Genomic DNA, 16,188 nt, shown 5'->3' on the forward strand with positions numbered 1-16,188 from the left:
ATGCCGCTCGTCCCCACCGCCGACATCCTCGGTGCCGCCGCGCGCGCCGGACTGGGGGTCGGCGCGTTCAACGTGGTCCAGCTCGAACACGCGCACGCCCTGGTCGCCGGGGCCGAGCGGGCGGGCACCGCGGTCGTGCTGCAGATCAGCGAGAACTGCGTGCGCTACCACGGCGCCCTCGCCCCGATCGCCGCCGCCACCCTCGCCGCCGCGCGCGACGCGGACGTGCCGGTCGCCGTGCACCTCGACCACGTCGAGACCCCGGCGCTGGTGGACGAGGGCGTCCGGCTGGGCGTCGGCTCGGTCATGTTCGACGCGTCCACGCTGCCCTACGCCGACAACGTCGCCGCCACCCGCGAGACCACCCGCCGCTGCCACGACGCGGGCGTGCTCGTGGAGGCGGAGCTAGGCGAGATCGGCGGCAAGGACGGCGTGCACGCCCCGCACGCGCGCACCGACCCCGCCGCCGCGGCCGAGTTCGTCGCCGCGACCGGGGTCGACGCGCTCGCCGTCGCGGTCGGCAGCTCACACGCCATGGCCACCCGCGACGCCGCGCTCGACCTCGACCTCATCGCCGCCATCCACGCGGCGGTGCCCGTGCCGCTGGTGCTGCACGGCTCGTCCGGCGTGCCCGACCACGACCTCACCGCCGCGGTGCGCGCGGGCATGACCAAGGTGAACATCGCGACCCGGCTCAACGCCGTGTTCACCGACCGGGTGCGCGACCTGCTCGCCGCCCACCCGTCCATCGTGGACACCAGGAAGTACCTCGGCCCGGCCCGCGACGCGGTCGCCACCGAGGTGGACCGGCTGCTGGGACTGCTGCACGCGGTCCCGGCCGACCTGATCGGGACCCCGGCATGATCCTCACCGTCACCGGCAACCCGGCGCTCGACGTCAGCTACCGCGTCGACCGCCTGCGCCCCGGCCACACCCACCGCATCCGCGCCGTGCACGAACGCGCGGGCGGCAAGGGCTTCAACGTCAGCAGCGTCCTGCACGAACGCGGCATCCCCACCCTCGCCCTCGGCCCGGTCGGCGGCATCCTCGGCGACTCCCTCCGCGCCGACCTCGTCGACTCCGGCGTCCCGCACGACCTGCTGCCGGTCGCCGCCGCCACCCGCATGACCATCGCCGTCATCGCCACCGAATGGGCGGACGGCGACGAGGTCACCATGTTCAACGAACCCGGCGGCCCGCTGTCGACCGCCGACTGGGAGCGACTCACCGACCTGGTCAGCGAACACCTGCCGGAGACGACCGTGCTGGTGTGCTCGGGCAGCCTCCCGTCCGAGGCCCCCGACGAGACCTACGCACACCTGGTCACCCTCGCCGCTGGCGTCGGCGTCCCCACTGTCGTCGACGCAGGCGGCCCCGTCCTGCGCGCGGCGGCCCGCGCGGGCGCGGCGGTACTGAAGCCGAACGCCGAGGAACTGCTGGAAGCCGTCGGCATCGAAGACCCACTCGCGGGCGCCCACGAATTACGTGACATGGGCGCGGGCGCGGTCGTCGTCTCCCTCGGCGCCGACGGCATGCTCGCGACCACCGAAGACGGTGACTGGCGAGCCACTCCGCCTCGTCGTATTTCCGGCAACCCGACCGGCGCGGGTGATGCTGCGGTGGCTGCTCTCGCCAATGGCGTCCACCTGGCTCTTACTTGGCCGGAACGCCTACGGCTTGCTGTTGCCTGGTCGGCTGCGGCGGTTGCGGCGCCGTTGGCGGGGACGATCAATCCGGAGGTACTGGCCGAAGTCCAGGACTCCATCCAGGTCTCCCCACTCTGATTCCGACTGTTCGAACTCCGCCATAGTCCGGTAACCCACGGGTAACGAACCCGGTGAGAAGCAGCACAGAACCGCTGTTCACGGCCCTGTGCCCCTACCATCCCCACCATGGGCGAGCCCGTGGGTGACGAGCCGGACTACCGGTTCACCCTCGCCAACGAGCGCACCTTCCTTGCCTGGGTCCGCACCGCCCTCGCCCTGGTCGCCGGTGGCGTCGCCGTCTGTCAGTACCTTCCCGGCCTCCCGGTCCTCCGCTACGGCATAGGCATAGGCCTCATCGTCCTCGGCACCGTCCTGGCCGCCGCGAGTCATCACCGGTGGCGGGTCACGCAGCGGGCGATCAGGCTCGGGAAGGCGCTGCCGCCCGGGGTGCAGATCCCGCTCGTGGCGTTCGGGGTCACCGTGATCGCGGTCGGGGTGCTCGTCCTGGTGCTCCTGGGCCGGTGAGCGACCGGGGGTTGCAGGCGGAGCGGACGCGGCTGGCGTGGACGCGGACGGGGTTCTCGGCGGCCGGTGTGGGGGCGCTGTTGCTGCACGGCTCGCACGGGCCGTTCGGGATGGTCTGTGGTGGGTTGATCGTCCTCTGCGCGCTCGGGTTGGTCCTGTGTGGATCGCGGCGGTACCGGGACGGTCTGGTTCGGACGATGCCGTGGTGGGTGGGCGCGCTGGTCGTCCTGCCCGGACTGATCGCGTTGATCGGCTTGCTGGGGCGGTGAAGGACCCCGGGGCCGGTGCGGCACCACCGGCCCCGGGCGCGCACTCGCTCGGATCCCGCCCCGTCGAAGGAGGGGGCCGACGGGCCTCGATGCGGGGGCCGTGGTGCTCCGGCAGTATCGGGGCCCGGCGGGGCGGTGGTCCAGTCCTACCGATCGGTAATCGGACGGTCCCGCCGAAATCTACGGAGCGTGTGCGTCACCCACAGTGGTCTCACTCGATGGTGGAACAGTCCGGTCGCACCGGGTGCGCCGAAAGCAAATGTGCGTAACGTGGCATCAATCGGGGAAATCGCAGGTCAGCGCGTGTCAGGGACAGGGCCTCCAGAGTGGGACGGGGGAACGGCGGTGGATGGTGTGGCATACCAGCGCGCACTCGGACGCGAGTTGCAGCAGCTGCGGATGCGGCGCAGGTGGACGCGGGCGCAATTGGTGCAGCGGCTGCCCAACGAGCTGTCCGCGCAGGCGCTGGCGTCCTATGAGACCGGTACGCGCTCGTGCACCGTGGTGCGGTTCGTGCAGCTGTGCACCGCGCTGGAGGCCTCGCCGCACGACCTGCTGGAGCGGGTGCACGACCAGGTCAGCCACGAGGAGTACCCGGCCTCGCTCAAGGTCGACCTGACCACGCTGGCCGAGGACGACCGGCCCGAGCTGGTCCCGGCCCAGCGCTGGGCGGCCACCGAGGTGGCCAGGCACGCGGCGGCGAGCCGCGATCTGGACCTGGCCGCGCTGGAGTCGCTCGCCGCGCTGTGCGGGCTGAACACCGTCGACCTGGTACGGATGCTGCGCGCGGGCTGACCGTCCATTCGGAATCGTGACCGGGAAGCGACCGGGCGTGACCACGGTCGATTCCCGCGACCATTGTGGACAGTGTACGGTGGCCGTCGGAAGTGGACCGCGGTGACTGATCCGGTACGGACGGCTCCGGTTCCGCGATTCTTTTGCGGCAACGCGGTGGTGATTTTCTTTCGTCGATCTTTCGGCTTTCGCGACGGTCCGGGCTCGACCGGTATCCAGTTGTGACGGTACGGTGTGCGCCGTCCGCTGTGAGGGTGATGGCAACCTCGGCGACGTATGTGCTTTTTCTCCCGTCCATCCTCGAACAAGACGATTCCGCACGGATGTCGGGGTGCATCGTTCGATGGGAGAAAACCCGATGGCCGTCGCCCGCTTCCAGATCTACAGATCCGTCGACTCGGCGGTGACCTGGCGCTTCCTCTCCGCGAACAACCGCAGCCTCGGCCAGGCGGCCAGCCTCTTCTCCGATGCCGAGACCTGCTCACGGGCACTGGTCGAACTGCGTGAACGGCTCACCGAGATGTCCGCAAGCACCGCGCGCGAGACCGCATCCCAGTTGTGGTCGTGGCGGGTCCGGTTGGCCGGGGCCGATCTTGCGGTGTCCAGCCGCCGCTACCAGCGGCGCGTGCAGGCGCAGTACGCCTGCCGTAGTTTTCTCGATCTCGTAGCAGGCTCCCGGATCGCGGACCTGCCGCGAGTGGTGCATTTCTGATGCTCGGTTCCGCCTATTCCCGTGGGCGCCGTTCGGCCTATCCCGGGAGCGAGAATCGGTCGCGTTCGTCCGTTGTTCACTACCACATCCGGGTTAGGACAACTGGGCAGGTTTTGCTGCTCCGCATACCGCCTCTGCCACTTCGGAGCAACTCCAGATGACCCAGATGACCAGCGTGCCCGACGCCCTCGCGGCGCCCGAGGGCGCACGCAGGCGCGTGTCGCCGTCCGGCGGCGTCGACCGGGTCTTCCGGGCGGGCCTGCGCGGCGCCGGGTTCACCGTGCTCGGCCTGATGGCCACGGTCGGGCTGTTCCTGTTCTTCAACGGCCTGCACGCCATCTCGGTGGCCGGGTTCGACTTCGTCAGCACGCAGACCTGGGAGCCGGACTCGCACCACTTCGGCATCGCCGCGGTGCTGGTCGGCACGCTGCTGATCGCCTCGGTGGCGCTGGTGGTGGCCTTCCCGCTGGCCCTCGGCATGGCGCTGTACATCTCCGAGTACGCGCCGCGCTGGCTGAAGCGGCCGCTCACCAGCATGATCGACCTGATGGCCGCGGTGCCCAGCGTCGTCTACGGCCTGTTCGGCTCGACGCTGCTGCAGTGGGAGGGCATCGACATCCCGCGCTGGCTGTCCATCCAGTTCCACTGGATCCCGTTCCTGGACGTGCCGGAGGCGGACCCGAACAACCCGCTGGCGCCGGAGAACGTCTACGCCACCTCCACCTTCTGGGCCGGGCTGATCGTCGGGTTCATGATCATGCCGTTCATCTGCTCGGTGATGCGCGAGTCGTTCACCCAGGCCCCGCCCGGCGAGCGCGAGGGCGCGTACGCGCTGGGCTCCACCCGCTGGGGCATGATCCGCAGCGTGGTGCTGCCGTTCGGGCGCAGCGGCATGATCGGCGGCACCATGCTCGGCCTCGGCCGCGCGCTCGGCGAGACCATCGCGGTGGCGATGATCATCTCGCCGATCTTCCTGATCCAGCCGCACATCCTGGCCAACGGGGCCAACTCGGTCTCCGCGCTGATCGCGCAGAAGTGGGGCGCGGCCAGCGAGTTCGGCCTGGAGGCGCTGATGGCCGCGGGCCTCGCGCTGTTCCTGCTCACCCTGGTCGTCAACTTCGCCGCGTCCGCGGTGATCGCCCGCAGCCGGTCCGGACAGGGGAGCGACGCCTGATGTCCACAGTGGAACAGACGCGCCCGGTGGCGGCACCGGCCACCCCGCCGCCCGACCCCGCGCCCGCGGGTCCGGAGACGCGCCGGGACACCCGCTCGATCCACCGCGTCGACGTGGTCGCCGTGCTCGGCGCGCTGGTGTCGGCGGCGGCGCTGACCGGGCTGCTGTTCGACCAGATCGCGCCGTTCTCCGGGGTGGTCGGCTTCATCGCCATCGCCTACCCGCTGTTCCTCGGGATCTACGCGCTGCTGCTGTCCCTGGAGGAGAACGGTCTGACCATCCGGGACAAGCTGGTGTCCGCGGTCGTGCACAGCTCCGCGATCCTGGCCATCGGCGCGCTGGTGGCGGTGGTCATCTACCCGGTGATCATGGCCTGGGACGTGCTCGGCCTCGGCAACTTCTACACCGAGGACATGGCCGAGGCTGGCACCCTGGACCCGCTTGAGCTCGGCGGCGTGCTGCACGCCATGGTCGGCACGTTGGAGCAGATCACCATCGCGCTGACCATCACCGTGCCGCTGGGGCTGGTCACCGCGGTGTTCCTCAACGAGACCAAGGGCGCGTTCACCCGGCTGGTGCGCACCGTGGTCGAGGCGATGACCGCGCTGCCGTCCATCGTGGCGGGCCTGTTCATCTACGCCTCGCTGATCCTGCTGGTCGGCTTCGAGCGCTCCGGCTTCGCCGCGGGCTGCGCGATCAGCATCATGATGCTGCCGATCATGATCCGGGCCGCGGACGTGGTGCTCCGCCTGGTGCCCTCGTCGCTGCGCGAGGCCTCGCTGGCCATGGGCGCCGGGCAGCTGCGCACCGCCTGGCACGTGGTGCTGCCGACCGCCCGTTCCGGCCTGACCACCAGCGTGCTGCTGGCCACCGCGCGCGGCGTCGGTGAGACCTCGCCGGTGCTGATCGCCGCCGGGTACACGCCGTACCTGAACTTCAACCCGTTCGACGGGGCGCAGGTGTCGCTGCCGCTGGCCACCTACCAGATGTGGACCTCCTCCGAGGACACCATGCAGACCCGCGCGTTCGGCGCCGCGGTCGTGCTGATCACCCTGGTGCTGGTGCTGTTCGTGCTGGCCCGCCTGCTCGGCGGCCGGGGCGCGGGCAACTTCTCCAAGGGCCAGCTGCGTCGCGGCCTGCGCGCCTCGGCCCGCGACCGCGAGCGGTTCATCGGCGCCGCCCGCGACCGCGGCGCGCCCGGCCCCGTCGCGCATAACCCCGTCGCGCATAGCCCCATCGCGCACAGTCCCATCGCCACGAACCCGGATCCGGGACCGGCATGAGCCACCGCAGCACCGACAGCACACGGCAGCAGGGGAACAGGAGTGTCATGACCTCGCGGGTACGCCCGGTGGGCAGGCTGGGCGGGTTGGCGACGGCGCTCGCCCTGCTGGCGGTGGTCGTCGGCGGGTTCGCGCCCGCCTCGGCCCAGGCCTACGTCGCGATCAGCGGTTCCGGCTCGACGTGGAGCTTCAACGCCATCGACCAGTGGCGCAAGAACGTGCAGCAGTTCGGCATGCGGGTGAACTTCTCCGGCACCGGCTCCACCGACGGCCGCAACCAGTTCAAGAACAAGCAGGTCGACTTCGCCGTCTCGGAGATCCCGTACGGCCTCACCGACGGCGGCGTGAAGGACTACCCGCCGGAGGACGGCAACTTCGCCTACATGCCGATCGTGGCCGGTGGCACGTCGCTGATGTACAACCTCAAGATCGGCGGCACCCGGGTGACGAACCTGCGGCTGTCCGGCGAGGTGGTCACCAAGATCTTCACCCGCAAGATCACCATGTGGAACGACGCGGCGATCGCGGCCGACAACCCGTCGCTCAAGCTGCCCGCCCGGCAGATCACCCCGGTGGTGCGCAGCGACGGCTCCGGCTCCACCGCGCAGTTCACCGCGTACATGGCCGCCCAGCACGGGGCGCTGTGGGACGACTTCTGCAGGCAGGCGGGCCGCGCGACGCCGTGCGGGTTCACCTCCAACTACCCATCGCTCAAGGGCGTGATCGCGCAGGACAAGTCGATCGGCGTCGCCAACTACGTCCGGCAGGACCAGAGCGAGGGCGCGATCACCTACGTCGAGTACTCCTACGCCAAGAACGCGGGCTTCCCGGTCGCCAAGCTGCTCAACGCCAAGGGCTACTACACCGGGCCGACCGCGCAGGCGGTGGCGGTGGCGCTGCTCCGGGCGAAGATCAACACGGACCTGACCCAGGACCTGACCCAGGTGTACACCGACCAGGACCCGCGCACCTACCCGATGTCCAGCTACAGCTACATGATCCTGCCCACGGCCACCTCGGATCGGTTCAACGACCAGAAGGGCCGGACCCTCTCCGACTTCGCCTACTACTTCCTGTGCGAGGGCCAGCAGTCCGCCGACCGGCTCGGGTTCTCCCCGCTGCCGATCAACCTGGTGCAGGCGGGTCTGACGCAGGTGGGCCGGATCCCGGGTTCGACGAAGAAGCCGACGGACATCTCCAAGTGCAACAACCCGACGTTCTCCACCGACGGCACCAACACGCTGGCCAAGACCGCGCCGCAGCCCGCGGAGTGCGACCGCAAGGGCGGCCCCGCCCAGTGTGACGCCAACGGGAACACCTCCACCGGCACGGGCGGCGGCGGTGGCGGTGGCGGCACGGGCAACAAGAACAACGCCACCGGCGGTGGTGGCGGCTCCGGTGGCGGCGGTGCCGGTGGCGCGAACGGCGCCGGTGAGAGTGCGGGTGCCGGAGGTACCAGTGACGGCGTGGCCGCGGGGGACGGCGCCGGTGGTGACGGCGCGGGTGCCGACGGCGGCGGTGACGGCGGTGACGGCTCGGGTGATGGTTCCGGCGGCGGTGGGTCGTCGGGCGGTTCCGCCCAGGCCGTGCCGGTCTCGGTCGACCTGCCGCCCAACGACGGCACGCTGCTGATCATCGTCGCGGCGGTGCTGATGGTCGCCGTGGTCGCCGGGCCGCCGCTGGCCGCCCGGTTCATGCGAGGAGGCCGGTGATGGGCCGTACCAGGAGGTTCGAGCACGCGGTCCGGATGGGCCTGGCGGTCCTGATGGTCGTCACCGGCGTGACGATCGCGCTGCCCAGCGCGTCGGTGGCCGAGGCGCCGTCCACGTCGGCCACCCCGTCCGCGGTGACCGTGCGCGGCACCGGGTCGTTCTCCGCGCTGTCGCTGACGGTGTCGCAGACCCGGGACCTGATCAACCAGACGGTGCACGTGTCCTGGTCCGGCGCGGCGCCGACCGACCAGCTGCGCAGCCGCAACTACCTCCAGATCATGCAGTGCTGGGGCGATGACCCGACCGGGCCGAAGCGCGAGCAGTGCCAGTACGGCAGTCCGCTGGGCAACTACGACTCGGCCGCCATGTGGTCGCGGGCGCTGCTCTACAGCGACCTGATGCGCGACCCCAACGAGAAGCAGCCGCAGCAGACCGACATCCCCGGCGGCACCACCTACGTGCCGTTCACCCCGGTCAGCGGCGCGCCGACGAAGCCGAGCGAGCGCGGCGACGGCCTGTACTTCGATGCCAACTCCACCAACGAGATCCAGCTGGCGGCCACCAGGGACGACGGCACCGGCGATGTCGACTTCGAGGTGCAGACCACCCTGGAGGCGTCCGGCCTGGACTGCGGCCGCCCCTATGTCTCCGGCGCGGACACCGGCAAGCCCCGGCACTGCTGGCTGGTGGTGGTCCCGCGCGGGGACACCGAGACCAACGGCAAGAAGCTCGGTACCGACCCCGGCTCCTACTTCCACACCTACCTCGACTCGTCCCCGCTGAGCACGACCAACTGGGCCAACCGCGTCATGGTGCGACTGGACTTCAAGCCGGTCGGCGAGCAGTGCGCGCTGGGCCGCGCGGAGCGGCCGCTCAACGTGGACGAGTTCATCGCCGACGCGGTGCAGCGCTGGCAGCCCGCCCTGTGCGCGGGCAACGGCCCGGTGTTCGGCTACGTGCAGATGGCCGACCGCGAGGCGCGCAGGCAGCTGGCCACCTCGGACCCCGGCCTGGTGTTCGTGTCCAAACCGGCCGCGCCGGAGGAGCTGCTGCCGACCCAACCGGCGGTCTACGCCCCGGTGTCGGTGTCGGCCTACACGCTCGCGTTCATCATGGAGCGGCAGCCCGCGCCCGGCAGCCCGCCGGACGTGATGGCCCGCAACGGGCAGCCGATCACCGAGCTGAACCTGACCCCGCGGCTGGTCGCCAAGCTGCTCAGCCAGTCCTATTCGGACGCCGTGCCCGGTCCGCAGGACTACCTGGCGGGCAACCCGACCCGGCTGAGCAACGACCCGGAGTTCCTCAGGTACAACCCGGAGTTCAAGGTCGACGGCTTCCTCATGCAGACCGTGGACGCGCTGGCGTCCTCGATCGACATGGACGGCACGTCCACGCTGTGGGCGTGGCTCAACGGCGACCGCGAGGCGCGCGACTTCCTCGACGGCAAGCCCGACGAGTGGGGCATGAAGGTCAACCGGTACTTCCAGGGCGTCGGGCTGCCGGTGGAGAACTTCCCCAAGGCCGACACGACCTGTGTGGACATGAAGTTCAACGGTGTCATCGCGCCGATGTGCACGATCACCCGGCACCCGCTGGCCGCCGACATGCACGAGGCGGGCCGGTCGGTCAACCGTGGCGACAGCCTCGGCCGCGAGCCCAACGGCCAGCGTGACCCGCTCGACCCGTCCAGGCCCGCCTTCCAGAAGGTCGGCCGCTCGGTGATCGGGCGGCGCGCGATGGTGGCCGTGGTGGACACCGTGACCGCCGCCCGCTACGGCCTGTACACGGCCAAGCTGCGCAACGCGGCGGGCAACTTCGTCGCGCCCACCACGGACAACATCATGGCCGGGGTGGCCGCGATGACACCGTCCAAGGTGGCCGGGGTCAAGATGGTCAACCCGGCTGCCACCGCGCCGAACGCCTACCCGATGCCGATGGTGACCTACGCGGCCACCACACCCTCGGCGCTGAGCGTGGACGCGGGCAAGGACTACGCGACGCTGCTGCGTTACGCCGCGGGCGACGGCCAGGTCCTCGGCGAGGGCGTCGGTCAGCTGCCCGCCGGTTTCGTGCCGCTGCCGCAGGACATGCGGGACGCGGCCAAGTCGACCGCCACGGTGATCGAGCGGGACGCGGGCAAGAAGGTCGCGCTCCCGGAGACCGGCGGGGACGGCTCCGGCGGCGGGTCGGACACGCCCGGTGACGCGGTGACCGGCAACGGTGACGCCGCCACCGGCGGTTCAAGCGGTGACTCGTCGACCGGCGGCACGGGGGGCGGGGACACCGCGCCCGCCGCCGCGCAGCCCCCGACCGCGGGCGCGAAACCCTCGGCCGACGCCGCCGCGGACACCAGCAAGCCCGCGGCCGCAACGCGTACCACGCCCGGCAGCCCGGTGAGCTGGTTCCTGCGCTACCTGCTGGTGGCCTTGCTGGTCGCGGGTGGACTCGCGGCGGGCGGCGGCCCGCTGCTCAGCCGCTTCGGCGCCGCGAGGCGCAAGTGACCGGGCGGCACACCGTCCACAGAGGACTCTCGACGCCGTGCGGCGTTCGCCGAACGGTCACCTACCCGAGCCGGGGCGGACAACTTCCCCGCGATACCCGAGATGTCCGGCCCGGCGGGCGGGCCGTGTCCGGTGCAGGAGAGGGGTGATGCGCCCGACCGGCCTGTGACAGGAGCCACGAACTCCCGTCACAGACCAGACGCCAGACCGGTGGGCGACCTGAGCGGCAGGCCCACCGGAACGTGCCCGGACACCAGTCCGCGCACTCCTTGCGGAGAAAAGGATACATGCAGTGCGCAAGAAGCAGCGTATGATCTTCGCGGCCGCGGCCGCCCTGACCATCGCGGGTCTGGCCTCCACCAGCGCGCAGGCGGACCCGACCGGCGCCCCGACCTACCGCGACCTGGTCGGCGTCGGCTCCGACACCACCCAGACCGTGATGAACGGCCTCGCCGACGCGATCACCGTCAACGGCGTCAAGGTGCTCGGCTCCTACGACGCGCGGGGCACCGCGCAGATCACCACCAAGGACCCGGCCACCAAGCCGAACTGCACCATCAACCGCCCGGAGAACTCCGGCGGCGGCCTCACCGCGCTGAAGAATGACGTCGCGGCCAACGCGGGCTGCGTGCAGTTCTCCCGCTCCTCGTCCAACGCGGCCGCGGCCAACCCGGACGTGAAGTACATCCCGTTCGCCGTGGACGCGCTCACCTACGCGATCCGCAGCGACAGCACCGTGCCGAAGAAGCTCACCACGGCGCAGCTGACCTCCATCTACACCTGCGCGAACACCACGTTCAAGCCGCTGGCGCCGCAGTTCGGCTCCGGCACCCGGGCGTTCTTCGTCAAGTCGGTCCTGCCCGCGGGCACCGTCGACTCCGCCACCCTGTTCGGCGCCGGTGGCACCTACCCCTGCGTCAACGACAAGGACGCGGCGGGCGAGGGCATCCAGGAGCACGTCGGCACCTACCTGACCGACCCGAAGCAGCTGCTGCCCTACTCGATCGCGGTCTACAACTCGCAGGTCTACGGCAACGCCCCGGCCGCGCAGGGCAAGGCGATCCTGGGCACCGTCGACAACATCCAGCCGACCAACCTGAACACCTCCTCGGTGTTCAAGCGCGACGTCTACAACGTCGTGCCGGTCGCCAAGCTGGGCACCGAGCCGTACAACACCATCTTCAACGGCTCTGGCTCGGCCATCTGCCAGCGCTCGGACGTCATCACCCGCTACGGCTTCGGCGTCGCGCCGAACTGCGGCCAGCCGGTTCAGTAACTCCCTTTTCTCCCGAGTTCCCCTTCACGAGAGGCTTGCTCAACCGTGCGTAACATCGTTCGTCAGCTGGTCGGGGGTGCGGTCGTCGTGGCCGCCGCCACCGCCGCCACCTTCGGCGCCGCAGGCGTCGCGCTCGCCGCGGCCCCCGCGGGCGACCTGGGCTCCCTGAACGTCAACAAGCCGACCGGCCTCGACACCGACGCGCCGACCTACACCACCACCGCGGGCTGCCCCACCACCGCGGACGGCTACAACCTGTTCATCTACGGTCCGGGCGCGTGGGCCAACGGCTTCGTCGCCACCCCGGTGACCGACGTGGGCTTCTCCACCACCGCGGGCTTCCCGGTCGTGCAGGGCAACACCTTCAAGGACATCGCGGTCGACAACTCGACCACCATCGTCCCGGGCACCTACACCGCCGTGGTCAACTGCGTCGACCAGTTCGCCGCCGAGACCAAGGGCAGCTTCACCCGCAACATCTACTTCACCACCGCCACCGCGTGGCAGCTGAACGACCCGATCGCCGCGGTCGACACGACCACCGCGCTCGCGGCCGCCCCGGCCTCCCCGGTCACCCAGGGCGCCAACGTCACCTTCACCGCCACCGTGACCCCGGCCTCGGCTGCGGGCACCGTGCAGTTCAAGGACGGCGCGAACAACCTGGGCACCCCGGTGACCGTGGTCAACGGTGTCGCCACCTACACCACCAACGCGCTGTCCGCGGGCGCGCACTCGGTGACCGCCGCGTTCACCGGCGCCACCGCGCTCGTCCACAACTCGGTCTCGGCCGCGGTGGCCTACCAGGTCAACGCCCCGGTCGCGACCCCGACCACGACCGCCCTCGCGGTCACCCCGAGCGGCACGGCCACCGCGTTCGCGCCGGTGACCCTGTCCGCCACCGTCGCCCCGGCCGCGGCCGCGGGCTCCGTGCAGTTCTACGACGGCGCCAACGCGCTGGGCAACCCGGTGGCCGTGGCCGCCGGTGCCGCGTCGCTGACCACCGCCACCCTGGCGGTCGGCCCGCACAGCTTCACCGCCCGGTTCGTCCCGGCCAACGCCGCCGCCTACGCGACCTCGGTCTCCGCGGGCGTGGCGCTGGAGGTCACCCCGTTCGCGGGCGTGACCGCGTCCGAGACCATCACCACCACCGTCAACCCCGGTGAGCTGCTGATCAGCGTCCAGAACCAGAACGTGGTGCTGCCCTCCCCGGTCATGAACCCGGACGGCTCGCTGCTGACCACCTCCGGTTCGCTCAACCCGATCACCGTCACCGACACCCGCGCGGGCAACCCGGGCTGGAACGTCTCCGGCCAGGTCTCGGACTTCAGCAACGGCGCCGCCAGCATCAACGGCGGCAACCTGGGCTGGAGCCCGAAGCTCGTGGACAAGGCCGCGGTGCAGAACATCACCGTCGGCGCCGTCGTCAACCCGGCCAACGCCATCGCCCCGGGCGCTGCCGCGCCCGCGGGCCTCGGCCTCTCGGCCGCCCGCACCCTGGCCACCGCTGCCGCCCTGGGCGGCAACGGCACCGCGCACCTGACCGCGGACCTGGCCCTGAACGTGCCCACCTCCACCGTGGCGGGCACCTACTCGGCGCTGCTGACCCTCACCGCCATCTGAGGTAACCGCACCGCCGGGAACGGCTGAAAAGCCAGTGGGGGCGGGTCGGGCCAGGCTCCCGGTCCGCCCCCACACCCTCCCCTGTCCCTCCAGTAAGGACCTGCCCATGTCGCGGATCTGGCGCCACCCGGTGCTCTTAGCCCTGACGGCCGCGCTCACCCTGGTACTGGCCCCCGCGTCGGCACACGCCGCCGCGCCCGCCACCTACGGTGTGCGGCCCGCCACCGCCACGGCGCCGGACACCCGCCCCAACTTCAGCTACAGCGCCACCCCGGGCGCGATCATCTCCGACTTCGTCGCGGTGTCGAACCTGTCCACCGACCCGCTGACGCTCAAGCTCTACGCCAACGACGCCTACAACACCCCCGACGGCGGCTTCGACCTGCTGCCCGGCAACCGGGCCGCGACGGACGTGGGCTCGTGGACCCGGCTGGAGGTCCCCGAGGTCACCGTGCCCGGCCGGGACCTGCGCATCGTGCCGTTCAAGCTCACCATCCCGGCGGGCGCCACCCCCGGCGACCATGTCGGCGGCATCGTGGTCGCCCTGGTCACCGAGGCCACCGACGCCAACGGGCAGAAGGTCGCCGTCGAGCAGCGCGTGGGCGCCCGCATCTACCTGCGCGTCTCCGGCGACCTCGCGCCCCGGCTGGCCATCGACGAGCTGACCGCCGACTACTCCGGCTCGTTCGTCGGCTCCGGCGAGACCACCATCGACTACACGGTCCGCAACATCGGCAACGTCCGGCTCGGCGGCAGGCAGCGGGTCACCGTGGAGACCCCCTGGGGCTCCGGGACCAGCGCCGACAACCTCAAGGACCTGCCGGAACTGTTGCCAGGCAACTCGATCCGCCAGCACGTGGTGATCCCGGGCGTGCTGCCTGCGGGCTGGCTGGACGGGCTTGTCCACATCGAACCGGTCGCGCCGCCCGGACCGCAGCCGCAGGCGCAGACCGTGGAGGCGAGCGTCACCGTGCTCGCCGTGCCCTGGCTGGTGCTGATCATCCTGCTGCTGGTCGTGGCGCTCACCGTCTTCCTGCTCTGGCGCAGGCGTCGGCGCAAGCGTGGTGCCGACCCGACCCCCAGCCAACCCGAAACCGAGCCGGAGGTGGCCAATGCGTCCGCTTAGGACACTCGCGGGCCTGGTCGCGGCGGGCGTGCTCACGCTCGCGCTGCCCGGCGTCGCGCACGCCGAACGACTGGGCACCCTGGTGCTCACGCCCGGCGAGAGCGTCGACCAGGTGCCCGTCCGGCTGACCACGGAGAAGGGCTGCCCGGACGGCACCACCGGCTACTTCGCCACGATGGCCGGGCACGGCCTGGACAACATCGTGGTCGTGCCCGCGGGCGACGTGCTGCTCTCACACCAGGCCGGGTTCATGGTGCCGGTCGCCGACACCTTCCGCGACTACGCCGACGACAACCACACCACGCTGCAGGGCCGCTACGAGATCGTGCTGCACTGTGTGGACGCGTTCACCGAGAAGGAGTTCGGCACGTTCACCGCGAACGTCGACTTCCCCGAACCCGCGCACTACGCCGCCGTCGGCCCGGCCAAGGGACCCGCGCGCAACACCGAGCCGATCATCCCGCCGGAGCTGGGCCGCAGCGTCGAACCCGGCGCGCCGCAGCAGCCGGACCCGGGCGCGCAGGCGCCGCAGGCCCAGTCGGTCGCGCCGTCGACCCCGGCCGATGATTCCACTATGGACACAGCGAGTCCGGTACCGGCGAGTGGGTCCGGAAGCCAGCCGTTCTATTACGTGGCGGGCGGTGTGGTGCTCGTCGTGCTCGTGGCGGCGGGGTTCACCGTCGCGCGCAGGCGGGGCGCGGCGGGGGCCGCGGTCAAGTCCGAGTCCGATCCCGAGTGACGCCCAACCCGGCCGCTCTAGACACTGGAGGAAACTGTTCATGCGTAAGCGCCAACTGATCGCGGCAGGCGCGGCGGTCGTCACCACGGCGGCGGCCACGGTGCTGCTCGCCGCTACCACCGGCCAGGCAGCCGCGCCGGAGCCCACGCTCGGCTCGCTGTCGGTCAGCAAGGCCGCCGGTCTGGACATCGAGGCCCCCTCGTACACCACCTCCGCGCCGTGCACCGACGACTCCGACGGCTACCAGGTCGACATCTACGGCCCCGGCGGATTCGCGAAGGGCTTAGTCGGTACCACCGTGTCCGACGCGGGCTTCTCCACCACGCAGGCGTTCAGCGCGCCGCAGACCTTCACCTTCAAGGACATCGCGGTCGACAACTCGACCGTGATCACCCCGGGCAAGTACACCGTCGTGCTCAGCTGCGTGTACCAGTTCGAGGCCTCGGTCAAGGGCACCTTCACCACCAGCCTGTTCTTCACCGACGCCACGCACTGGCAGCTGAAGGACCCGACGGCGCCCCCCACCACGACCACTACAACCACGACGACGACCGAGCCGACCACCACCACGACTCAGCCGACGACCACGACGACTCAGCCGACGACGACCACGACTCAGCCGACCACCACGGAACCGACGACCACCACGACGGAACCGACCACGACGACGACCGAGCCGACGACCACGACGACTGAGCCCACGACGACCACGACTCAGCCGACGACCACGACGACCGAGCCGACGACGAC

The 16,188-nt window shown here is 71.0% G+C and carries 14 protein-coding genes and 1 pseudogene; all 15 read left to right on the forward strand.

Annotation, left to right across the window (positions count from 1 at the left end):
- Positions 1-864: a class II fructose-bisphosphate aldolase gene (locus tag C503_RS0121125; protein ID WP_018684216.1), complete on the forward strand. Its 864-nt coding sequence runs from the start codon at positions 1-3 to the stop codon at positions 862-864.
- Complete coding sequence (locus C503_RS0121130; protein ID WP_018684217.1) at positions 861-1,784, forward strand: 1-phosphofructokinase family hexose kinase; 924 nt, start codon at positions 861-863, stop codon at positions 1,782-1,784. The genes C503_RS0121125 and C503_RS0121130 overlap by 4 nt, the downstream gene beginning before the upstream one ends.
- 108 nt (positions 1,785-1,892) lie before the next feature.
- Positions 1,893-2,231 (forward strand): YidH family protein, encoded by a 339-nt coding sequence (locus tag C503_RS0121135; RefSeq protein WP_033400855.1) that lies wholly within the window; start codon positions 1,893-1,895, stop codon positions 2,229-2,231.
- On the forward strand, positions 2,228-2,500 hold the full coding sequence (locus tag C503_RS40215; RefSeq protein WP_018684219.1) for a DUF202 domain-containing protein: 273 nt from the start codon (positions 2,228-2,230) through the stop codon (positions 2,498-2,500). The genes C503_RS0121135 and C503_RS40215 overlap by 4 nt, the downstream gene beginning before the upstream one ends.
- Before the next feature lie 354 nt (positions 2,501-2,854).
- Positions 2,855-3,295 (forward strand): helix-turn-helix domain-containing protein, encoded by a 441-nt coding sequence (locus C503_RS0121145; protein WP_245572548.1) that lies wholly within the window; start codon positions 2,855-2,857, stop codon positions 3,293-3,295.
- Between the two features lie 343 nt (positions 3,296-3,638).
- Positions 3,639-4,007 (forward strand): hypothetical protein, encoded by a 369-nt coding sequence (locus tag C503_RS0121150; RefSeq protein WP_245572549.1) that lies wholly within the window; start codon positions 3,639-3,641, stop codon positions 4,005-4,007.
- Between the two features lie 157 nt (positions 4,008-4,164).
- Entirely contained in the window at positions 4,165-5,181 is a 1,017-nt protein-coding gene (gene pstC / locus C503_RS0121155; protein ID WP_018684222.1) for a phosphate ABC transporter permease subunit PstC, read from the forward strand.
- Positions 5,181-6,464: a phosphate ABC transporter permease PstA gene (gene pstA / locus C503_RS40220; protein WP_018684223.1), complete on the forward strand. Its 1,284-nt coding sequence runs from the start codon at positions 5,181-5,183 to the stop codon at positions 6,462-6,464. Before pstC ends, pstA begins: the two co-directional genes overlap by 1 nt.
- Before the next feature lie 47 nt (positions 6,465-6,511).
- Entirely contained in the window at positions 6,512-8,176 is a 1,665-nt protein-coding gene (gene pstS, locus C503_RS0121165; RefSeq protein ID WP_018684224.1) for a phosphate ABC transporter substrate-binding protein PstS, read from the forward strand.
- Entirely contained in the window at positions 8,176-10,677 is a 2,502-nt protein-coding gene (locus C503_RS0121170) for a hypothetical protein (RefSeq protein WP_018684225.1), read from the forward strand. Before pstS ends, C503_RS0121170 begins: the two co-directional genes overlap by 1 nt.
- Positions 10,678-10,969: 292 nt before the next feature.
- Positions 10,970-11,953: a substrate-binding domain-containing protein gene (locus C503_RS0121175; RefSeq protein WP_018684226.1), complete on the forward strand. Its 984-nt coding sequence runs from the start codon at positions 10,970-10,972 to the stop codon at positions 11,951-11,953.
- A gap of 45 nt (positions 11,954-11,998) precedes the next feature.
- Positions 11,999-13,573 (forward strand): Ig-like domain-containing protein, encoded by a 1,575-nt coding sequence (locus C503_RS0121180; RefSeq protein ID WP_245572550.1) that lies wholly within the window; start codon positions 11,999-12,001, stop codon positions 13,571-13,573.
- Between the two features lie 106 nt (positions 13,574-13,679).
- Positions 13,680-14,699, forward strand: coding sequence for a WxL protein peptidoglycan domain-containing protein (locus C503_RS0121185; protein WP_018684228.1), 1,020 nt, complete (start codon positions 13,680-13,682; stop codon positions 14,697-14,699).
- Entirely contained in the window at positions 14,686-15,438 is a 753-nt protein-coding gene (locus C503_RS40225; protein WP_018684229.1) for a hypothetical protein, read from the forward strand. Before C503_RS0121185 ends, C503_RS40225 begins: the two co-directional genes overlap by 14 nt.
- A gap of 40 nt (positions 15,439-15,478) precedes the next feature.
- Positions 15,479-16,188, forward strand: a pseudogene (locus C503_RS47365) (Ig-like domain-containing protein); the annotation flags it as partial.

This window comes from Actinokineospora enzanensis DSM 44649 (assembly GCF_000374445.1).
In the GTDB taxonomy this organism is placed as follows: domain Bacteria; phylum Actinomycetota; class Actinomycetes; order Mycobacteriales; family Pseudonocardiaceae; genus Actinokineospora; species Actinokineospora enzanensis.